Source organism: Pseudomonas azerbaijanorientalis (assembly GCF_019139795.1).
Lineage (GTDB): Bacteria > Pseudomonadota > Gammaproteobacteria > Pseudomonadales > Pseudomonadaceae > Aquipseudomonas > Aquipseudomonas laurylsulfatiphila.
This window is the reverse complement of record NZ_CP077078.1, coordinates 3,098,611-3,120,852: the sequence shown is the minus strand read 5'-3', so window position 1 is coordinate 3,120,852 and position 22,242 is coordinate 3,098,611. Positions and strand designations below refer to the sequence as shown.

The window sequence follows — 22,242 nt, the reverse complement described above, 5'->3', positions numbered from 1 at the left end:
TTGCTCGCGATGGACGTTAACGATACCGCGCTGATCCTGGATAAACGCGGTGCCTTTGAAACCATCGCGAGCAGGCTCGCTCCCACAAAGGTTTTGTGTTGCAAACCCATTTTTCGACAGGAGCTTTTTCGATGCCTGAGATCCTTGGCCACAACTACATCGGTGGCGCCCGCAGCGCAGCCGGCAACATCATCCTGCACAGTCACGACGCCAGCACCGGTGAAATTCTGCCGTTTTCATTCATGCAAGCCACCGCGCAAGAAGTCGACGCCGCCGTCCAGGCCGCTGCAGCCGCCTATCCAGACTTTCGTAATTTACCGGCGACGCGCCGGGCGCAATTTCTTGAAGCCATCGCCGCGCAACTGGATGCCCTGGATGACGAGTTCGTGGCCCTGGTGACCCGCGAGACCGCCCTGCCCAGCGCCCGGATTCAGGGCGAGCGCGGCCGCACCAGCGGCCAGATGCGTCTGTTCGCTCAGGTCCTGCGTCGGGGCGATTTCTACAGCGCGCGCATCGACCGCGCCCTGCCGGAGCGTCAGCCGCTGCCACGGGTTGACCTGCGCCAGTACCGGATCGGCGTCGGCCCGGTGGCGGTGTTCGGCGCCAGCAATTTTCCGTTGGCCTTTTCGACTGCCGGCGGCGATACCGCAGCGGCCCTGGCCGCTGGTTGCCCGGTGGTGTTCAAGGCCCACAGCGGGCACATGGCAACCGCCGAATGCGTGGCCAATGCGATCCTGCGCGCCGCCGAGCAGACCGACATGCCCAAGGGTGTGTTCAACATGATCTACGGAGCTGGTGTGGGTGAAGCGCTGGTCAAGCACCCGGCGATTCAGGCCGTCGGTTTCACCGGCTCGCTCAAAGGTGGCCGTGCCCTTTGCGACATGGCCGCTGCACGGCAACAACCCATCCCGGTGTTCGCCGAGATGAGCAGCATCAATCCAGTGTTGGTATTGCCCGAAGCCTTGCGCGCGCGGGGCGAGAAAATCGCCGGTGAACTGGTGGCATCGGCGGTCCAGGGCTGCGGGCAGTTCTGCACCAATCCGGGGTTGGTCATTGGTATTCGCGCCCCTGAATGGACGGCGTTCACTGCGCGCCTAAGCAACCTGATGGCCGAGCAACCGGCGCAAACCATGCTCAATGCTGGCACCCTCGGCAGCTATGAAAAAGGGGTGCGGGCCTTGCTCGAGCATCCGGGCGTGACGCACCTGGCGGGCCACGACCAGCAGGGCAATCAGGCGCGGCCGCAACTGTTCAAGGCTGACGTCAGCCTGCTGCTCAACGGGGATCCGCTGCTACAGGAAGAAGTGTTCGGGCCGACCACCATTGTCGTAGAGGTGGCGGACAAGGCTGAGCTGCGGCAGGCGTTGAACAGCTTGCACGGGCAACTGACCGCGACATTGATTGGCGAAGCATCGGATCTTCAGACCCATGCGGACCTGCTGGTACTGCTGGAACAAAAAGTCGGCCGGGTACTGTTCAATGGTTACCCCACCGGGGTCGAAGTCTGCGATGCCATGGTCCATGGCGGGCCTTACCCTGCAACCTCCGACGCCCGTGGCACGTCGGTTGGCAGCCTGGCCATCGAGCGATTCCTGCGTCCGGTGTGCTACCAGAACTGCCCGGACGCCTTGCTACCCGACGCCTTGAAAAACGCCAACCCACTGGGGATTGCACGGCTGGTGGATGGCCGCAGCCAGCACGACCCAATCTAGAAACCACACAAATGACTGTAGGAGCTGCCGCAGGCTGCGATCTGTTGATCTTGAAAATCAACAGCAAAAGATCGCAGCCTTCGGCAGCTCCTACGCAAAATATGTGATCACCACCAATCAAATGTGGGAGCGGCGGTGCGGCGATCCGACTTGCTCGCGAAGGGGTCATCGAGTCCAACATCTTGGTTGATTGACACACCGCCTTCGCGAGCAAGCCCGCTCCCACAGGATTGAGCACTTGACTCAATCAGGCGAGCAAGGCTTTGAGGTCGTTGTACAGCGCCTCGGGAATTTGCACGCCTTCCACCAGGCTGCGTGCCCGCGCCGCGTATCGTCGCTGCGACGGTAAGCGTGCGCCCTGCCCTTCAATGCCCTGGAACAACGTTTCGGCCCGAGCCAAATGCTCTTCAGTGGCGTCCCCCAGAAAGCGCCGAGGGTCCAGGGCGATGATCAACTCGCCATGGTACGGCGACGACTTGCTGCCCCCGTCAAAGGCCAACGACTCGGCACTGGTCAGGTCACCGATCAGTGGCCCGGCAATCAACTCCACCATGGCCGCCAGCGCCGAACCCTTGTGCCCGCCGAACGTCAGCATCGCGCCGCTGTCGAGCACCACGTTGGCGTCGGTGCTCGGCTGGCCTTGGGCGTCCACGCCCCAACCTTCGGGAATCGCCTTGCCGGCACGCCGGTGCAGTTCGATATCACCCCGGGCAATCGCGCTGGTGGCGAAGTCGAACACAAAAGGATCTTGCCCCGCACGCGGCCATCCGAAGGCAATGGGATTGGTGCCGAACACCGGCAGTCGTCCTCCAGCCGGCGCCACCCAGGCGTGGCTCGGATTACACGCCAGTGCCACCAGACCGGCAGCCGTCAGCTGCTCGATCTCCACCCACAGCGCCGAGAAATGTACACAGCGGTTGATTGCCAGCGCCGCTATGCCGTTGGCCCGGGTTTTCTGCGCCAGCAACGGGAGCCCCGCCTGAAACGCCAACTGCGAAAACCCACCGCCAGCATCCACCCGAACAATCGCCGGTGCCTGGTCGATCACCTGTGGCTCGGCATCGGCTGACACCTTGCCAGCGCGCAGGGAATTCACACACCCCAGAATCCGGTACAAACCGTGGGAGGCACAGCCATCACGTTCGCCAACAACCACCGTCGCCGCCACCGCTTGTGCATGGGCCAGATTAAAACCGTTGTACAACAAGATCGACTCGGCCAACTCACGAGCTTCGATCAGGGTCAGTCGGATCATGGTCATCTCCTTGGACAGACCGGTCAGGGTGGTCTATCCGAGGCGTCATGGCTTGATGGGTTTGGGCATTGGCGATGACGAAATTGGCACAGCGCAGGCCGTTGCCCCCCGTTGAACCAATGGCTGATGACGGGTCCCTGATCCTGATTGTGTAGAAGGCTGCTGGCCTCTTCGCGAGCAAGCCCGCTCCCACATTGGTTCTGTGGTGTACATGATCCCCCTGTGGGAGCGGGCTTGCTCGCGAAGGGCGCAACTCGGTCCCAAGCCTGATCTTTGCAGACGAGGCAACACAGATTTGTCATCAATCCAATTGATCGCCGATTAATCAAAGGCGCAATCTAGAGGGCTGGCTCGGGCCTTATATCATTCCGAATGATAGTTACCTTCGCCCCATTCGATTCGTGAGATACAAACCCGCCGCGCATCATTCGCCAATCTCAACACATTGGCGGATGCATCCATGGAACAGTCATTCAAACATTTGCGCTTCCCTTTGGCTTTGTTGGCCGTAGTGGTGATCAGCGCTTGCGGCAAGGCCCCGGAAACCGCCGCCACTATGCCAGCAGCCAAGGTCAGCGTGGCCAAGGTGCTGGAACAACCGGTCAACGAGTGGGACGAATTCACCGGGCGCCTGGAAGCGCCGGAAACGGTCGAGATTCGTCCACGGGTCTCCGGCCAGATCGATGAAGTGGCATTCACTGAAGGCGCCCTGGTCAAGAAAGGCGACCTGCTGTTCCAGATCGACCCGCGTCCGTTCCAGGCTGAGGTCCGCCGCCTCGAAGCCCTGGTTGCACAATCGCGCGCCAATGCCACCCGTAGCGAAAACGAAGCCCAGCGCGGTGAACGCCTGCGCATCAGCAACGCCATTTCCGCCGAGCTTGCCGATTCGCGCACCAGCGCCGCCCAGGAAGCCCGCGCCGCCGTCGGTGCGCTTCAGGCACAGCTCGACCTGGCCAAGCTCAACCTGAGTTTCACCCGCGTCACCGCGCCGATCAGCGGCCGTGTCAGCCGTGCGGAAATCACTGCCGGCAACCTGGTGACCGCCGACACCACGCCGCTGACCAGCGTGGTCTCCACCGACAAGGTCTATGCCTACTTCGACGCGGACGAGCGTGTGTTCCTCAAGTACACCGAGCTCGCTCGCCAAGGCAAACGCGGCGCCACCACCCCGGTGTATATGGGCCTGTCCAATGAAGACGGCAACCCGCACCAGGGCGTGATGAACTTCGTCGACAACCAGGTCAACCCCAAGACCGGCACCATCCGTGGCCGCGCCGTGTTCGACAACAGCGATGGCAGCTACACCCCGGGCCTGTATGCACGCCTGAAACTGGTGGGCAGCGGCACCTACAGCGCCATGCTGATCAACGATGAAGCGGTCGGTACCGACTTGGGCAAGAAGTTCGTGATCGTGTTGGACGGCGACAACAAGACCGCCTACCGCGCGGTGGAACTGGGGCCGAAGATCGAAGGTTTGCGCATCGTGCGCAGTGGCCTGAACAAGGACGACACCATCATCGTCAAGGGCCTGCAACGGGTACGTCCCGGTTCACCGGTCACCCCTGAAGTGATTCCGATGGCCAGCGAACAAACCCTCGCGGCACTCGCACAACAACGCCAAGCGCTGGAAGCCAGCAACCTGCCCCAAGTCGCGCCCGCCAGGGTTGCACCGGGCACGGCTGTGAAACTGGCTGCCACGACCCCACGCGGTTAAGGGATTTTTACGATGAATTTTTCCCAATTCTTCATTTCGCGGCCGATCTTCGCAGCGGTGCTGTCGCTGCTGATCCTGATCGCCGGTGCGATCTCGCTGTTCCAGTTACCGATCAGCGAATACCCGGAAGTCGTGCCGCCGACCGTGGTGGTACGCGCCAACTTCCCGGGTGCCAACCCCAAGGTCATCGGTGAAACCGTGGCCGCTCCGCTGGAGCAGGCCATCACCGGCGTCGAGAACATGCTGTACATGTCCTCGCAGTCGACCGCCGACGGCAAGATCACCCTGACCATCACCTTTGCCCTGGGTACTGACCTGGACAACGCGCAGGTGCAGGTGCAGAACCGCGTGACCCGGACCGAGCCGAAACTTCCCGAGGAAGTGACGCGCATCGGTATCACCGTGGACAAGGCATCGCCCGACCTGACGATGGTGGTGCACCTGACCTCGCCGGACAAACGCTACGACATGCTCTACCTGTCCAACTACGCGATCCTCAACATCAAGGATGAGCTGGCGCGGCTGGGCGGTGTCGGTGACGTGCAGCTGTTCGGCATGGGCGACTACTCGCTGCGGGTCTGGCTCGACCCGAACAAGACCGCTTCGCGCAACCTGACCGCCACAGACGTTGTCACCGCCATTCGTGAGCAGAACCGCCAGGTGGCCGCCGGTGCATTGGGCGCGCCCCCTGCCCCGAGTGCCCAAAGCTTCCAGCTGTCGGTCAACACGCAGGGCCGCCTGGTCAGTGAGGAAGAGTTCGAGAACATCATCATTCGCTCTGGCGACAACGGTGAGATCACCCGTCTCAAGGACATCGCTCGCGTCGAGCTGGGTTCCAGCCAGTACGCCCTGCGTTCGCTGCTGAACAATCAGCCGGCGGTGGCGATCCCGATCTTCCAGCGCCCTGGCTCCAACGCCATCGAGATCTCCAACGAAGTCCGGGCGAAAATGGCCGAGCTGAAGAAGAGCTTCCCCGAAGGCATGGACTTCAGCATCGTCTATGACCCGACGATCTTCGTGCGCGGCTCGATCGAGGCGGTGGTTCACACCCTCTTCGAAGCACTGATTCTCGTGGTGCTGGTGGTGATCCTGTTCCTGCAGACCTGGCGCGCCTCGATCATTCCATTGGTGGCTGTGCCGGTTTCGCTGATCGGTACCTTTGCCGTGATGCACCTGTTCGGCTTCTCGCTCAACGCCCTGTCGCTGTTCGGCCTGGTACTGGCCATCGGTATCGTGGTCGACGACGCCATCGTGGTGGTGGAGAACGTCGAGCGGAACATCGAACTCGGATTGACCCCGATTGAAGCCACCAAGCGCGCCATGCGTGAAGTGACCGGCCCCATCATTGCCACGGCGCTGGTGCTGTGTGCGGTGTTCGTTCCGGCGGCGTTCATTTCCGGGTTGACCGGGCAGTTCTACAAGCAGTTTGCCCTGACCATTGCGATTTCCACGGTGATCTCGGCCTTCAACTCCCTGACCCTGTCGCCGGCGCTGGCGGCGGTATTGCTCAAGGGCCACGACGCACCGAAAGACCGTTTCTCCAGGGTGCTGGACAAGATGTTTGGCGGCTGGTTGTTCCGCCCGTTCAACCGTTTCTTTGAAAAGGCCAGCCATGGTTATGTCGGCACCGTTGCCCGTGTGATCCGTTCAAGCGGCATCGCCCTGCTGCTGTACGCCGGCCTGATGGTCCTGACCTTCTTCGGTTTCTCCAGTACCCCGACCGGTTTCGTACCCGGCCAGGACAAGCAATACCTGGTGGCCTTCGCCCAACTGCCGGACGCCGCGAGCCTGGACCGCACCGAAGACGTGATCAAGCGCATGTCCGACCTGGCGCTGAAGCAGCCTGGCGTGGAAAGCGCGGTGGCCTTCCCTGGCCTGTCGATCAACGGTTTCACCAACAGTCCGAACGCCGGCATCGTGTTCGTGACCCTCAAACCGTTCGACGAGCGCAAAGACCCGAGCATGTCCGCCGGTGCGATTGCCGGTGCCTTGAACGGCCAGTACGCGAACATCCAGGAAGCCTACATGGCGATCTTCCCGCCGCCGCCAGTTCAAGGCCTGGGTACCATTGGTGGTTTCCGCCTGCAGATCGAAGACCGGGGCAACCTGGGTTACGACGAGCTGTACAAGGAAACCATGAACATCATCGCCAAGAGCCACAACGTGCCGGAACTGGCCGGTCTGTTCACCAGCTACACGGTCAACGTGCCGCAGGTCGATGCCGCCATCGACCGGGAAAAAGCCAAGACCCACGGCGTGGCTGTCAGCGACATCTTCGACACCCTGCAGATCTACCTGGGTTCGCTGTATGCCAACGACTTCAACCGCTTCGGGCGCACCTATCAGGTCAACGTTCAGGCCGAACAGCAGTTCCGCCTCGAATCCGACCAGATCGGCCAATTGAAAGTGCGTAACAACAAAGGCGAGATGATCCCGCTGGCGACCTTCATCAAGGTCAGCGACACCTCGGGCCCCGACCGCGTGATGCACTACAACGGCTTCATCACCGCTGAAATCAACGGTGCGGCAGCCCCCGGCTACAGCTCCGGCCAGGCCGAAAAAGCCATCGAGAAACTGCTCAAGGAAGAACTTCCGAACGGCATGACCTACGAATGGACCGACCTGACCTACCAGCAGATCCTGTCCGGTAACACCGCGTTGTTCGTGTTCCCGCTCTGCGTCCTGCTGGCGTTCCTGGTACTGGCGGCGCAGTACGAAAGCTGGAGCCTGCCACTGGCGGTGATCCTGATCGTACCGATGACCCTGCTGTCGGCCATCACCGGTGTGATCGCCTCCGGCGGTGACAACAACATCTTCACCCAGATCGGCCTGATCGTACTGGTGGGCCTGGCCTGCAAGAACGCGATCCTGATCGTCGAGTTCGCCAAGGACAAACAGCTGGAGGGCCTCAACCCGCTGGCCGCGGTACTGGAAGCTTGCCGTCTGCGTCTGCGGCCGATCCTGATGACCTCCTTCGCGTTCATCATGGGGGTTGTGCCGCTGGTGTTCTCCAGCGGTGCCGGTGCCGAAATGCGTCACGCCATGGGTGTGGCGGTGTTCTCCGGGATGCTCGGGGTGACCTTCTTCGGTCTGTTGCTGACGCCAGTGTTCTACGTATTGATTCGTAACTTTGTCGAGCGTGGCCAGGCGCGCAAAGCCGCCAAGGTCGCCCTGAAGCTGGAGTCGCACTGATGAGTTTGAAAGCCTTCCTGCCGAGCCTTCTGGTCCTGGCCTTGAGTGCCTGTGCCGTGGGCCCGGATTACCAGACGCCCAACACCGAGGCGGCCAACATCACGGCCGCCACCGATGGCGCCGCCGGCCAGAAGAACTTTGACCGTTCGCGTTTCGAAGGCATCTGGTGGCAGCAGTTCGAAGACCCGACCCTCAACCAGTTGGTGACACAATCGCTCAAGGGCAACCGTGATTTGCGCGTCGCTTTTGCCCGCTGGAAAGCCGCACGGGCGATCCGCGATGACATCAGCAACGACAACTTGCCGGTCGTCACCAGCCGTGTCAGCAGTGACCTGGGCAAGGGCCAGATTCCGGGCCAGACCACCGACCGGGTCAACAGCGAACGCTACGACCTGGGCCTGGACATGGCCTGGGAGATCGATCTGTTCGGCCGCATCCAGCGCAACCTGGAATCGGCGAATGCCGAGCAACAGTCGCTTGAAGCCGATCTGTACCAGCTGCAGGTGAGCATGATTGCCGAACTGGTGGATGCCTACGGTCAACTGCGCGGCGCGCAACTGCGGGAAAAGATCGCCCTGGCCAACCTGGAGAACCAGCAGGAGTCGCGCAAGATCACCATCAACCTGCGTGATGCCGGCGTCGGCGATCAGCTCGATGTTGAACGTGCCGATGCCCGCCTGGCGTCTGTCGAAGCCAGCGTGCCGCAATTGCAGGCCGAGCAGGTTCGGCAGAAGAACCGTATCGCCACGCTGCTGGGCGAGCGTCCGGACAAGCTGACCGTGGACCTGAGCCCGAAAGACTTGCCGGCGATTGCCAAGGCTTTGCCGATCGGGAATCCGGGTGAGCTGCTGCAACGTCGCCCGGACATTCGCAGTGCCGAGCGCCAATTGGCGTCAGCCACGGCGCGGATCGGCGTGGCCAAGGCCGACCTGTTCCCGCAAGTCAGCCTCAGCGGCTTCCTTGGTTTCACCGCCGGGCGCGGTTCGCAAATCGGTTCCTCGGCGGCCAACGCCTGGGCGCTCGGCCCGAGCATCACCTGGGCGGCGTTTGACCTGGGCAGCGTGCGCGCCCGTTTGCGCGCCGCCGACGCCGATGCCAAAGGCGCCCTGGCAACGTACGAGCAGCAAGTGTTGCTGGCCCTGGAAGAATCGGAAAACGCCTTCAGCGACTACGGCAAACGCCAACAGCGCCTGATTTCGCTGATTCGCCAGAGCGAGTCCAGCCGTTCGGCTGCCGATCTCGCCGAGATTCGCTACCGCGAAGGCACCGCCGATTTCCTCGTGCTGCTGGACGCCCAGCGTGAACGCCTGGCGGCCGAAGACACCCAGGCCCAGGCCGAAGTCGATCTGTATCGCGGCATCGTCGCCATCTACAAGGCCCTCGGGGGCGGCTGGCAGCCTGAGACGGTCGCCAGCAATTAACCCTATGGTTTAAAGCGCTCCTTTGGTTGGCCGCAACCAACCAATTCCTTTGCCCTGCGTCTCATTCGGTCGCGGGGCTTTTTTTGCCTTTTCAACGGTAATGTAGATCCCTTGTGGGAGCGGGCTTGCTCGCGAAGGCGGTGTGTCAGGCAATGCAAATGTCAAATGACACACCGCATTCGCGAGCAAGCCCGCTCCCACAGGGGTTATTGTTGGTCTTTGGATTTTTGGCTTTCCTGGACGGTCACGGTGGCCGTGGTCCCCGCCCTGAGTTTGTCTTTACCGGCATAGTCGGCATCGATCTCGATCCGCACCGGCACCCGCTGCGCCAGTTTGACCCAGGTGTAACTGGGGTTGATGCTGGCCAACAGGCGACCGCCCGGCAGGTTTTCCCGGTCGGCAATGGCAAAGGCAATGCTCTGCACTTTGCCGCCGAAGGTTTCGCCACTCATCAACTCGATCCTGACCCGGTCGCCCTCGCCGATCCGCGGCAACTTGGTTTCTTCAAAGTAACCGCTGACATAGAACGAATCGCTGTCCACCAGCGCCAGCAGTGGCCCCCCGGCCGAGGCGTAGTCGCCCTCCCGGGTCAGCAGGTTGGTGACATAGCCCGTCACCGGGGAGACGACATGGGTGCGCTGCAAATCAAGCTCCGACTGGGTCAAGGCCGCGATGGCCAATTGCACGTTGGCCTGGGCCAGCACCAGATTGGCCTGGTTTCGCAGCAGATCCGCCTGGGCCACCGACACATCGGTGTTGGCTTTTTCCCACTCTTCGCCGGAAATCGCCGAACGGTCCTTGAGCGTGCGCCGCCGTTGCTCCTCGCTCTGACGTTGTTTGAGCAAGGCCTCGCTGGCGGTAATGGACGCCTGGGCCTGCCCGAGCGAGGCTTTCGACACCTCGACGGCACGCTTGGCATGCTCCACCGCCAGCCTGTAACGCGCCGGATCGATCTCCAGCAGCGCCTGGCCCTTGTTCACATGCTGGTTGTCCTGCACGGCCAGGCTGACGATTCGCCCCGAAACATCGGCGGACAGGGTCACCACATCGGCACGCACCCGGGCATCCCGGGTCCAGGGGGCACGGGTGTAATGCTCCCAGGCGAACCAGCCCAGGATCAAGGCCAGCAGTACCACCGCCAGCGTCGTGAGTCGGGGAAGGATGTTCTTCAAGGCATCAGACTCCCATCACCAGTATCAACGTGGCGCAGACGCAGACGTACAACGCGCCTTCGAACAAGGCTTCATGCCAGACGAATTGCAGCACACCGAGGCGGCGCAGCACCCAGTCCAGCAACAGGAAAATCGGCAAGCCCAGCAGCAACGCCTGGGCAATCGGGGGCAGATAGGCGCCACCCACTTCCAGATCAATGGGCAAGGACAGGGTCTCCTTCAATGCCGGAGGGTTGAAAGTAGCCGCGATAACGCTCGACGAACGACACCACGATCAACAGCGCCACGCGCATACGGAACACTGACCACAGGCGCTCATGGACATCGGTATGCAGGGCATCCAGTTCGTCGCCCAGGGCGTGCAGGCTATCGAGTACCCGGGTCACTTCGACCCCGGGCCGGCCGGCGACCAGCCTGCCCGTTTCCCGGACGGTGGAAAACAGGCGACTTTGCAGATCCGGACTCAACAATGCGTTGTTCTGCCCCTGCTGTCTGAGCTGATTCAAGGCAATCCCCAGTGCCATGCAGGCCAGGCTGACTTGAAACCGCTCATGGGATTGTGGCTCCTGCGTTGCCGGCAGCAACCCCAGCATCATGGTCAGGCGATCAACCATGCGGCTCTCGAAAGCAAATTGCTGTTCATCGGTCGGCGCGGTTTTCAGCAAGGCGTACACCTGCTCGCAGTTCTCTTTATAGAGCCGTCTCATGCGCAAATCCGGTCTGAACGGAAAGATCAGCGCATAGACGCTCAACGCCAGCACGGTCGCGCAGGTATAGGCCCCGGCAAATTCGAACCACTGGATGGCGGTGTTCTGACCGATCCCCACGTTCAACGGACCGAGCAGCAGAAACGTCGTGAGCCCCAGACCAATGCCGGTGCCTGTCGTGGCCGGACTGGCCAGCCCCACCGCAACGGCATAGAGCAAGGGCGCCAACAGCAAGGCAAGCATCTCGAAATTGCTGACCATCGGCACGAACAGAAACTGCAGGAGCGCCGAGGCCACCAGCGCCAGCCCGAATCCCCTCGCGTAGCTTTGCACGGCCAGCAGCGGTCTTGGAAAGGTCGACATCAGCGAGCAAAGGATGCCCACCAGCACCATCCCGCCTCGCGCACCGTCCCAGCCGGTTTCGATCCAGATCAGGCCGCAAATCAACAGCGCGGAAAAAGCCCGGATGGCATTCATGGTCGCCAGGGTGAAGTCCAGATGCAGCGGATTTTCCCGCCCGCGAAACACGCTGCTGGCCGGTCGCCCGCTCTGGATGGCGTCACTCAATTCCAGAATCTGCTCCAGCTGCTGCAGCAGGCGAGCCTGCTCCCAGCGCAGCGACCAGGCCAGCGAGCGCAAGGTGGCCGGCAACGGCTCGGTCAATTGTTCGGCCCTGTAGGCCAGCTCATCAAAGCGTTGTTGCAACGACGTGAAGTGATGGCGCTTGTCACTGGAAAGCGAACGCCCTTCCCGCGCCAACTCATCGAGAAACGCCAGTTCTTCGGCCCGCAAACGTTGAATTTCCTCGGGCAACTCGCCCTCCCAACGCTCGGTCAACAGCAGCCGCTGGTGGCGCAGGGCTGTCAGCCGCGCGGTCAACAACACCAGTTGGTTGCCCAATAGTTGCACCAGGCCGTTGGCACTGCGCAACCGCGGCGCATCGAAGTACATGTGCCGGCGCACGCCCTCCAGACCGCTGATCTGGCCCAACAGCTGCATTTGTCGCTGCTGGAAATCGGCTTCGCTCTCTTCGGTGCGGATGACGGCGCTGGCATGGGTGGCCAGCAACCGGGTGATCTGGTCGATCCTGGCGAAGTAGTCACGGGCCACGGCTTCAGGCCTGGCGGTCAGCAGGCTGACCAGACACACGCAGGCCACCGCCAGCAAGGTCTCGGTGACGCGGGTCACCGCCAGCAGAAACATGCCGTCCTGATCCGGTACCGCCAGTAAGGCCACCACCACGGCGGTGTATCCGCTGAGGACAAACGCCTGGGAACTGGTATAGCGCAACAAGGTGCCACCGGCGGTGCATAACGCCAGCCACAATGCCAGGGTGGTGATGAACGGCAGCGGAGCCTGAGGAAAGATCGCCATGATCAACACCGCCACGGCTGCGCCCGACGTGGTGCCGATCACCTGGCCGAAACTGCGGGCCAGCACCATGCCCCCCAGTGGCTGGCTGATGATGACCACGGCCATGATCGACCACTTGGGTTGGTCCAGATCGAACAAAAACGCCAGGTACAGGGTCAATAACCCCGCCGCGATGGTTCGCAAGGCAAACAGCAACACCCCGGGGCCGGGGTTGAGCATCGCCTTGAAGTATTGCAGTAGCGCTTGCATGGGAAAGCCTGTCGGACTGTCTCCAGCAAGCGTAGTCATTTGTGCGGCGCCTCGACAGGAATCCCTGCCGAGGCGATATTCAGGTTTACTGGTTGGCCCGCTCGCCGCTCAGAGGGAAAGCAATGCCTGTACTATTAGTTGCTGCGTTCTGATTCGGAACTTTAACATTTGATCCATGTTTAGGAGTGCTTAGTGCAACACTTCTGCCGATAGCTGTTGGGTTGGGGGTGAAGATCCCTTTAGCGTCATAAGCGCCTAGTATTTTTTCAGGAGGAATGTCATTTGGGTAGTTGATCTCGTAGGGCCTTTGCCCAAGTTTTGAACCGGGATTGGTTGCCAGCTCTTTATTATAATACATATGAAAACCTTCTATATCTCGACCATCAACAACATACGTGCATCCTTTTCTGTCGCCCCCATAATAGAACGCCCCCTCACCAGCATCCTTGTAATAAGCAGAGGTTGATATCCCCTTCCCGTCCAGACCAAGTGCATTTGCATCTCCGCCAAAACCACCCTGCATTCCATTAATCTGCTTTATATCCGTATATTCCTTGCGCAACTTGAAGCCCTCCTCAAAAATTTCGCTTGGCGGGCGCATATCCCCTCGCATGACGACCCCCCTATACACATAACCCTTTGATGGCCCACCAAAATACGTCACCCCCGTTCTATCCATTAACTTTTGCGCCACCTGCGGCCCACGATTCAAACGCATAAACTTGTTTGCAGTTCGATAATTTATAAACTTCCAGTCAACCTTTGAAAGTATCTCAAGGATATCCTTCTCCACAGGAGCGACCCATCCAGGTATTTTTTTTACTGCTTCCTGTATGGGATTTTTTGGGGTTTTTATCGGTAAGTATTTAGCTATATCAGTTGACACACGCCCTGACGAAGCCATCCGTTCGATGACTTCATTACCAATTTTTTTGTATGAAGACTTGGGAATAGCTTTACCAGCCACTTTCCCTATAAATGGCCCGACAAGTTCGAAAATGGCTCCACGTAACGCATTGGCCTTGTGTTGCGCTGCCAGGCCCGGATCATCCTCCAGTTCACCTCGTGCATAAGTTGCCCCTACCGAGCCAAAGCCGAACAACATCGACAGTCCCGCTGCTACAGCACCAGGGCCAGGAATGAATGCGGTGCACATCGACAGCATGACAAGTGCTTCGGACACGAAGTTCAAAATGGCATCTGTTATGCGCTCGGCTGTGGTTGAGGTCAACGTGTCTATCGCAGCCTTGACCTGATCACCTTGCCTTTTGAAAAGCTCCTCATAAATCGGTTCGACATCACTGTCTGCCCATCCAAATAGAATAGGTTCATAGGGTAACTTCCCATCTATCTTTTTTGCGACAGAAAAAGGAAGAAACACGTTAAAAATATCTAATGGTTCAAATTTTAATTTTTCAGGATCAACAAAACCAAGGCTGTGCTTGAAGCCATATTCGCCACGCCCTAAAAGTTCATCCAGAGCAATTCGCATGGACAAATTACCTCGCAACTCTGGAAACTGTTCGATTGACTTCGTTCTTTGTCTCAATTCGGGAGGGCGCTCGATAACCGTGCTGTCCCCCCCCAAAAAAACGAACAAACCTCCCGAATTACTCCAGTCTTGCAAATAAACGGCGTTACTCACCTTGTGAGGAGTACTGAGACTATCATCACGAATCGAGATCGTTTGCGCCTTGATCTTGCCATCAAGAAACTTCTTTGCGATAACCTTGTTTTGCGCAGAGCCCTTACCTTCCCGCAGGAATACTTTCAGGGCGCGCTCCAGTTCTTTTTGCTTGCCAATCTTCCAAAAATCAAAAACACCTAGCTGTGAGAATACTTCCTGCGATTGCTCTTTGTACAATTCCTGAAGATTCATCTCGTCAACTTGCGCAATAAACTGCGACGTGTAACGATCAGGCCACGATATGAAAATTGATTTGCTCGCAGCTTCTTTTTTATGTTGCCCCGCAAATAACTGTGCCAGATCAAACTCTTTGTTAACAATCTCTGTAGGCCCGTGCGCCACTGCCAACGCTCGAAACTGAACTTTGAATTTGGTTTTATAATCCAGCGTTGACTTTATGTCCTCCGGCAGATTCGAACCAGCAATGGTGTCCTCGATGACTGTCCGTATAAAAACTGAAGGATCGGAAACCTTTTGCAGGTCTTCAAGCGCATTGATGAATCTGTCAGCTGCCTGACCAATCGTCATACCAGGAGCGATTTCCTCGTCCGGGCGACCTGTTGCGCGAGCGTTCAATGATTGTTGTCCCGCCTCGACTAGCCAACGAGCAGAAGCATGTGCGTATACGCCATTTATTTGTATTTTTGCTTCAATGTAAGGCAAACCGTCCAGGCTTCGTTTCCTGCGCACGCCACCATGGATGTCATCAGTTTCCACCTGAGCTGAAGCATGCTCCGTGGTTGAACCTCCTCCTGAATATTCCTCGAACTCCTCGAATTCTTCGTGAGCATCGGCAGCCGCCAACTGGATAATTTCTTCGAGATAATCCTGGTAAGTTACATCGGCACTACCGTGGACCGTCTGTTTTAAAAGCGCCTCGATATCTTCTATTAGCTGTGGATCGTCGCCCGGATCAAGATATTCGGATTCGCTGATACGCTGTAGAACCCTATCTGCAAATTCTGGCTGTTCATCAAGGAGCTCAGTGATGCCCTCTATTGTATTTTCATGAACAACAAATGCTTCATCAGGTTCAAAGTCAGGTTTTGAGTTCGATTGTCTTGCTTCGGCAGTTTCGTCATTGGCAGGCAGAAACCAACAGCTGTAAAAGTTGCTGATCGCCATGTAGGCAGCAAAGACTCCCACGGAACCACGTGGATTGCGCTCTATCAAGTCTCCCGTTCGGCTCAGGACCGCGACGCCCGTGCTGAGCAAACGCCCACTCATTGCACTCAGCCAATTGCCCAGTTGCTCTCCCAGTGCGTCCATGTCGGACATACGGGACCAGAATGAATCGGAGGGCAGAGCTTCGGTTGTCGGGCTGTAGACTTGTTCATTCAGCAGAACTTTAACCTCATCCAGCTCTTCGGCATAAGCGCTGTTCCAGGGCGTAATGCTGTTGATGACCCGGGTTAAAACGCCGTCCAACTGCGCGGCAAACTGTTCGAACGAATGGGAGGCGGCATCGGGTTGATGTCCCGACAAATCAGCCAAGGATACCGGCAGAACTTCGGTTGCCCACCTGCTCGTTTGGTCGTCTTGTGTGTCGAAGAAGGTCGACCGATTGCAATATGCCTGCTGTCCAATCTCAACGCCCCGAACGAATCCAGCACATTGCAGACCCACAAAAGCCTGGCAGCAAAACCCTCGGGAATGCTCGAACCTTTTGTGCTGACGTTCAAGTAAAAGTCGGCGTTGCGCTCGAATGCCTGCAAGGTCGATAGCAGGGGCGTGGATTTCTCGGAGGTTGGCTTTGCATCTTGCGCGGGTTCCGATGAGTTCATCGGCGTTGAAAATGAATTCGGTGGCTCGAGCGGGCTTTCCAGCCAGCGGGGGTCGATCAGCCACTCCTGCCAAGTCTGTTTATCCTCTTCAGCGGGTTTAAGCTGATTGCAGATCGCCTCGACCTGTATCGCAAAGAGGTTCGGCCATCGCACTCGCTCGCTTTGTAGCGGCCTGCGCAGTTCATCAAGGAACTTGACCAACTGCTGATGCGCGTCCTTGGGAGAAGGCCGAACAACGCACGCGTCTTCAAGCATCATCAGGGCGCTATTGAGCACGCTTTCACTTGAACGACGAATATAGGTCCGGGCTTGCTGTGTAATTTGCTTGAGGGCCGCCAACTGAGAGTCTGCAAGCAATTCGTTGTTTGCTATTCGTTCATTCAGCAGCGCTGTTGAACGATCCAGCTGTGACTGGATAAAGCCAGTCACCCGCTCGGTGTTTTGTCGACTCGTAAACCCAATGTTTTCACCCAGCTCCAACTGCCATTGGCCGGGCGGCAAATGACAAACCACATCAACTATATATTTCAAACGATCGTCGGTCGTCGACCCCAATGGTCGGATCGAACGTAACATTGCGGCTGCAAATAGATCGGCAATGGCTTTGCCAGTGTTCGTTTGCAAAATACCGCTTCTCAGAACAGCTAGTATTTCTTGCTCGGTAAGAGACGCCGTCTGCAATTGCGCCTTGAGTTCTGACCACTGCTGTTCGAGATCATCCTGACTGGTGAAGCGATCTTCGAAGGCGTTGCGTGCGAGCATTGGGGGTGAACTATCGACACTAGCGCCCGTGGACCTTGCAGGTGCACGACCGGACTTGTGCAGAACCAGGGGCGTGTTCTCGGTATGCCGGACCTCGTCGGAAACCAACGTTCTATTCATTTGATCGCAGGTTAAAGAGGTTGTGGATGGCGCATGAATGATGCTTGTGACGCTAGGAGGGAGAGGCACTCGGGATTTTCCGTTTCAGTTGACTCAGTTCTCGCGAGGCTACGCACTGTCACGGTAAACGACTTGTAAAAAACGCTACTGAAACGCCCACCAGGAACATGGCGACGGCATCTCAGAGCCACGCAGGTTTGACTCCCTTCCCAGACTGATCGAAGCTGACACTCTTTTGCTGATGCCTCATCTCCCGGATTTTTGCATGCCCCAGTCACGCCGCTATCTGTTTATCAGCCTCTTCGCCCTGCTCGTCACCGGCCTTGCATGGTTTTCCCTGCGCGATACCACCCCGGTGGTTCCCGAAGCCATCAAGCACGGTTACAGCGAAGCGCTGGCAGCGGCCCGGGGCGGTCAACCCGGTGCCGCGCGGGTGCTCTATCAGCAGTTGAAGCGTCCGGACCTGTCCCCCAAGCGCCGTGTCTGGCTGCATGCCGAGCTGCCCAATTATCCAAGCTCGGTGGCCCTGAAACTGGCGGATGCCGACTTGCAGAACGAGTCGCCCGAAGTGCGTATCGCCGCAATCAGGAGCGTCAGCGCCCTGGTACCCAACGGCCAGCGCAGTCTTTTGCTGGGGCCATTGCTCGATGACAACGATCAAAGCGTGCGGCTGGCGGCAATCAATGCGCTGCTGGGGTTGTCCCCGGATGAACTCGGCTTGTATTTCGGGCCGCTGGAGCAAGCCATCGATGCCTGGGAGCTCGTGCTCAAGAGCGAACCGCAAAGCGCCGAAAACCAATATCAACTGGCCCGGCTGCACCTGCACAACGCCGAACTCAAGCAAGCGCAACAGGCGCTGGACAACACCCTGCGCCTGGCCCCGGACAACCTGCCGGCGCTGGTGCTGCAAATCGAAGTGCTGGACAAACAGGGCCAGAACGACGCCGCCCGGCAACTATTGGCCAGGCAACTGCAGGCACAGCCCAACTCGGCCTATCTGCAACACGCCTTGGGGCTCTGGCTACTGCATCACGACCAAAGCGAATTCGCCCTGCTCGGCCTGTCCAAGGCCGTTGAGCTTGAACCCGATAACCGCGATTACCGCTACGACCTGGCGACCACGTTGCGCGGTGAGCAGGAGCTCGAAGCGGCGCAGATACAGTTGCAGGAAATCGTTCAGCGCCATCCGAACGATCGCAAGGCACGGGTGCTGCTGATCAACTACTGGAAGGAAAGCGGGCAGCTGCAAAACGTGCAGATCCTGACGGCACAGCTCGAACAAATGAACCCTGATGATCCGTCGTTGCAGCAGGGGCTCTGAAAGCAAAAGATCGCAGCCTTCGGCAGCTCCTGCAGGGTAGGTGTAGGAGCTGCCGCAGGCTGCGATCTTTTTGCGTTAAAAAAGGTTGAACGCTCGTCCGGGCCAGGGGTCAAGTGAAAAGGCAGACCGTTGCGGCTCTTCGAAGTGGCTGCCTCATTGTTCCTGGCCACAAGAGGACTCTTATTTGTCTCTAACCAACGAATTGAACCGTACCAAAGCCGCCACCGGTATCGAGGGCCTGGACGATATCCTCGATGGAGGATTGTCCCGCGGTCATGTGTTTTTACTCGAAGGCGAGCCGGGAACCGGCAAGACCACGGTGGCGCTGCACTTCCTGTTGGCTGGCGCGCAAGCCGGCGAGCGTTCCTTGTACATCACGCTGTCTGAAACCGAACGCGAGCTGCGCCAGGGCGCCTTGTCCCATGGTTGGGAGATGGACGACAACGTCCACATCTTCGAACTGACGCCTCCGGAAAACCTGCTCAATGGCGAACAGCAGCAGACGTTGCTTTACTCCTCCGACCTTGAACTGGGCGAGGCCACCCGCCAGATTTTCGAAGTGGTCGAACGGGTCAAACCGACCCGCGTCGTCCTGGACAGCCTTTCCGAAATTCGCCTGCTGGCACAAAGCTCGCTGCGCTATCGCCGGCAGATCCTGGCCATCAAACATTATTTCGTGCGTTATGACGCCACGGTCTTGCTGCTCGACGACCTGACCACCGAGTCCCTGGACAAGACCGTGCACAGCGTCGCCCACGGCGTGATTCGCCTGGAAGAGTTGACGCCCAATTACGGTGCCGAGCGACGGCGGGTGCGCGTGGTGAAGTACCGCGGCCAGAAATACCGGGGCGGCTTTCACGACTTCACCATCACCGGCGACGGCGTGCATGTATTTCCGCGTCTGGTGGCCGCCGAACATCGCGGTCAATACCTGCGCCAGCAATTGACCAGTGGCATCCGGGAAATGGATGCGCTGTTGGGCGGCGGTATCGAAACCGGGTCCAGCACCTTGATTCTCGGTCCGGCCGGGACCGGCAAATCGCTGATATCCATGGTGTTCGCCGCCGCGGCGGTGGCCCGGGGTGAAAAAGCCGCGCTGTTCATCTTCGATGAAGAGCTGGGGTTGCTGTTCGAGCGCATGAAGAACATCGGCATCGATTTGCAGGCCCTGCAAGACAGCGGCAATTTGCTGGTCGAACAGGTGGACGCCGCCGAGCTGTCTCCCGGAGAGTTCTCCCACCGGGTCCGGCGCTGTGTCGACGAAGGCAATATCAAGACCGTGGTGATCGACAGCATCAATGGCTATCAGGCGGCAATGCCGGAAGAGAACGCCCTGGTACTGCACATGCACGAGCTGTTGCTGTACCTCAATCGACAAGGCGCCGCGACCTTCATGACGGTTGCCCAGCATGGCCTGGTCGGCGACATGCAGACCCCGGTCGACATCACCTACCTGGCCGATACGGTGATCCTGCTGCGTTACTTCGAAGCCCTGGGCAAGGTACGCCGGGCCATTTCGATCATCAAGAAACGCACCGGCAGCCATGAATCGACCATCCGTGAATACCGCATCAGCGCCCAGGGCATGACCATCGGTGAACCGCTGGAAGCTTTCCAGGGCGTACTGCGCGGGGTGCCCACCTATCTCGGGGCCAGCAACCCCTTGCTTGCGGAAGATATCCGGTGACTGCGGTGCTGGCGACACCCGAGCGCACCCTCATCCTTGCGCCGCGAGGGCGTGACAGCCAGATTGCCTTGATGATGCTCAACGAAGCCGGGTTTCACGGGGTGATCAGCCAGGACCTGCCCGGACTGTGCGCCGAGTTGGAACTCGGTGCCGGCCTGCTACTGATTTCCAGCGAAGCACTGCTGGGCAGTGATCTCGAACCGTTGATCCGGCTGATTGAACAACAGCCCGCGTGGTCGGACCTGCCGATCGTGTTGATGACGCACCATGGCGGCCCGCAACAGAATCCGGCATCACGTTTCGGTCCGCAATTGGGCAATGTCACCTTCCTCGAACGGCCCTTTCACCCGATCACACTGATCAGTCTGGTCACCACCGCCTTGCGCGGACGGCGACGACAGTACGAGGCCAGGGATCGGCTGATCGACCTGAGCCAGAGTGAATTGCGCCTGCAAAACACCCTCGAAACCCTTGAGCAGCAGGTGGAAGAGCGCACTGCGCAATTGCGTCACAACGAGGAAGCGCTGCGCCAGTCGCAGAAAATGGAAGCCGTCGGCCAGCTCACCGGCGGCATCGCCCATGACTTCAACAACATGCTGACCGGCATCATCGGCAGCCTGGAATTGTTGCGTCGACGCCTGGCCCGCGGGCGTACCGAAGATCTGGACAGCCTGATCGATCTGGGGGTGACTTCGGCCAACCGCGCGGCGGCCCTGACTCACCGCCTGCTGGCGTTTTCCCGCCGCCAGTCGCTGGATTCCAAACCCGTTGAGATGAATGCCCTGGTGATCTCCATGGATGAACTGCTGCAACGCAGCATCAACGAAAGCATTCGCCTGGACATGCAACTGGACCAGCAACTCTGGGTAGCCGAAGCCGACCCCAATCAACTGGAAAGCGCCCTGCTCAACCTGGTGATCAACGCCCGCGACGCCATGCCCAATGGCGGCAGGCTGGTGGTCTCGACCTCGAACCGGCACCTCGACGAGGACTTTGCTCAGTCCCAAAGCAATCTCGATGCGGGTGATTACGTCGTGCTCAGCGTGACCGACACCGGTTGCGGCATGGCGCAAAGCATCGTCAACCGCGCCTTTGACCCCTTCTTCACCACCAAGCCCATCGGCCAGGGCACCGGGCTGGGTTTATCCATGATCTATGGCTTCAGCAAGCAGTCAGGCGGTCATGTCGTCATCCACAGCGTCGTGGGCGAAGGCACCACGGTGAGTCTGTTTCTGCCACGCTTCGGGGGTGATCTGCCTCAGGAGCATCCGGTCAATGTCGAACACTCGCCCTTCACCAACAATGGCGAGACCGTATTGATCGTCGAGGACGATCCGGCGGTGCGGGTGCTGGTCAGCACGGTGTTGAGCGATCTGGGTTATGCCTTCGTTGAAGCCTGTGATGGCGATAGCGCGGTGCCGATACTCGATTCGACCCAGCGCATCGACCTGCTGATCAGCGATGTCGGCCTGCCCGGCATGAATGGCCGGCAACTGGCGGAAATCGGCCGGCAACTACGGCCCGATCTCAGGGTGCTGTTCATCACCGGCTACGCCGAGCACGCCGCAGTGCGCGGCGGGTTCCTCGATCCGGGCATGCAGATGATCACCAAGCCGTTCACCTTCGACCTGTTGACAGCGAAGGTGCGGGAGATGATCAGCGCCTGAATGCTTACGAAAGCATGTCCTGCATCAGTTCCTGCAACTTATCCAGATCGAATGGTTTGTCCAGGATCGGCGCCTTGCGCGTGATCGGGCTGTCGGTCTCACGGATTTCCTGGGCATAGCCGCTGATGAAGATCACCTTGAGTTCCGGTCGCAGCTTCACGGCGGGTTCGGCGATCTGCACGCCGGAGATTCCACCGGGCAGGCGGAAGTCAGTGATCATCATGTCCAGGTGGGGTTTGCTCGCCAGGATTTCAAAAGCCTGTTCGCCATTTTCGGCCTGCAGTACGCGATAACCCTCGCCCGACAGATAAGCGGACAGCACCATCAGAATCGAGGGATCGTCCTCGACAACGAGTACTACGTCTTGTGCATCTTCGCTCATGGGAAGCCTTTGTTCGGTCAATTGCTGCTGATACGA

14 protein-coding genes are annotated in these 22,242 nt (G+C 59.1%); 7 read left to right on the top strand and 7 right to left on the bottom strand.

The genetic code is table 11. The features are described from left to right. The first annotated feature begins 131 nt into the window (after positions 1-131). Positions 132-1,712 carry an aldehyde dehydrogenase (NADP(+)) gene (locus KSS91_RS13905; protein WP_217835068.1) on the top strand — a complete coding sequence of 527 codons (1,581 nt, stop codon included), beginning with the start codon at positions 132-134 and terminating at the stop codon, positions 1,710-1,712. A gap of 247 nt (positions 1,713-1,959) precedes the next feature. Here the strand turns inward: KSS91_RS13905 and KSS91_RS13900 are convergent, their stop codons facing one another. Continuing rightward, a complete protein-coding gene (locus KSS91_RS13900) occupies positions 1,960-2,967 on the bottom strand; it encodes an Ldh family oxidoreductase (protein WP_217835067.1) in 1,008 nt (335 codons plus the stop codon). 460 nt (positions 2,968-3,427) lie between these two features. On the opposite strand from KSS91_RS13900, the gene mexE reads away from it, so the two are divergent. From mexE to KSS91_RS13885, 3 genes are read left to right on the top strand one after another with little or no spacing between them, the layout of a single operon-like run. Continuing rightward, entirely contained in the window at positions 3,428-4,681 is a 1,254-nt protein-coding gene (gene mexE / locus KSS91_RS13895) for a multidrug efflux RND transporter periplasmic adaptor subunit MexE (protein ID WP_217835066.1), read from the top strand. A 12-nt stretch (positions 4,682-4,693) separates the two neighbouring features. After that, a complete protein-coding gene (locus tag KSS91_RS13890; protein ID WP_217838350.1) occupies positions 4,694-7,873 on the top strand; it encodes an efflux RND transporter permease subunit in 3,180 nt (1,059 codons plus the stop codon). Then, the gene (locus tag KSS91_RS13885; protein ID WP_217838349.1) at positions 7,873-9,294 is read left to right on the top strand and encodes an efflux transporter outer membrane subunit; all 1,422 of its coding nucleotides are present in this window, start codon (positions 7,873-7,875) and stop codon (positions 9,292-9,294) included. The genes KSS91_RS13890 and KSS91_RS13885 overlap by 1 nt, the downstream gene beginning before the upstream one ends. Before the next feature lie 206 nt (positions 9,295-9,500). On the opposite strand, the gene KSS91_RS13880 is transcribed toward KSS91_RS13885, so the two are convergent. From KSS91_RS13880 to KSS91_RS13860, 5 genes are all read right to left on the bottom strand, one after another. Next, on the bottom strand, positions 9,501-10,466 hold the full coding sequence (locus KSS91_RS13880; protein ID WP_217838348.1) for an HlyD family secretion protein: 966 nt from the start codon (positions 10,464-10,466) through the stop codon (positions 9,501-9,503). 4 nt (positions 10,467-10,470) lie between these two features. Beyond that, a complete protein-coding gene (locus KSS91_RS13875) occupies positions 10,471-10,671 on the bottom strand; it encodes a DUF1656 domain-containing protein (protein ID WP_015095039.1) in 201 nt (66 codons plus the stop codon). Beyond that, positions 10,661-12,796, bottom strand: coding sequence for an FUSC family protein (locus tag KSS91_RS13870; RefSeq protein WP_217838347.1), 2,136 nt, complete (start codon positions 12,794-12,796; stop codon positions 10,661-10,663). Before KSS91_RS13870 ends, KSS91_RS13875 begins: the two co-directional genes overlap by 11 nt. An 85-nt stretch (positions 12,797-12,881) precedes the next feature. After that, on the bottom strand, positions 12,882-15,977 hold the full coding sequence (locus tag KSS91_RS13865) for a hypothetical protein (RefSeq protein WP_217838346.1): 3,096 nt from the start codon (positions 15,975-15,977) through the stop codon (positions 12,882-12,884). Further along, entirely contained in the window at positions 15,896-17,029 is a 1,134-nt protein-coding gene (locus KSS91_RS13860) for a hypothetical protein (protein WP_217838345.1), read from the bottom strand. The genes KSS91_RS13865 and KSS91_RS13860 overlap by 82 nt, the downstream gene beginning before the upstream one ends. Positions 17,030-17,414: 385 nt before the next feature. Here KSS91_RS13860 and KSS91_RS13855 point away from each other — a divergent pair, with 385 nt between their 5' ends. The 3 genes from KSS91_RS13855 to KSS91_RS13845 all read left to right on the top strand — a co-directional run bounded on the left by KSS91_RS13855 (position 17,415) and on the right by KSS91_RS13845 (position 21,824). Further along, positions 17,415-18,470 carry a HEAT repeat domain-containing protein gene (locus KSS91_RS13855; RefSeq protein WP_217838344.1) on the top strand — a complete coding sequence of 352 codons (1,056 nt, stop codon included), beginning with the start codon at positions 17,415-17,417 and terminating at the stop codon, positions 18,468-18,470. A gap of 184 nt (positions 18,471-18,654) precedes the next feature. Beyond that, positions 18,655-20,157 (top strand): ATPase domain-containing protein, encoded by a 1,503-nt coding sequence (locus tag KSS91_RS13850; protein ID WP_217838343.1) that lies wholly within the window; start codon positions 18,655-18,657, stop codon positions 20,155-20,157. Beyond that, positions 20,154-21,824, top strand: a complete 1,671-nt coding sequence (locus tag KSS91_RS13845) for a response regulator (protein ID WP_217838342.1) — start codon at positions 20,154-20,156, stop codon at positions 21,822-21,824. The genes KSS91_RS13850 and KSS91_RS13845 overlap by 4 nt, the downstream gene beginning before the upstream one ends. 4 nt (positions 21,825-21,828) lie before the next feature. On the opposite strand, the gene KSS91_RS13840 is transcribed toward KSS91_RS13845, so the two are convergent. Then, positions 21,829-22,206 carry a response regulator gene (locus KSS91_RS13840; protein WP_007970583.1) on the bottom strand — a complete coding sequence of 126 codons (378 nt, stop codon included), beginning with the start codon at positions 22,204-22,206 and terminating at the stop codon, positions 21,829-21,831. Positions 22,207-22,242 lie beyond the last annotated feature (36 nt).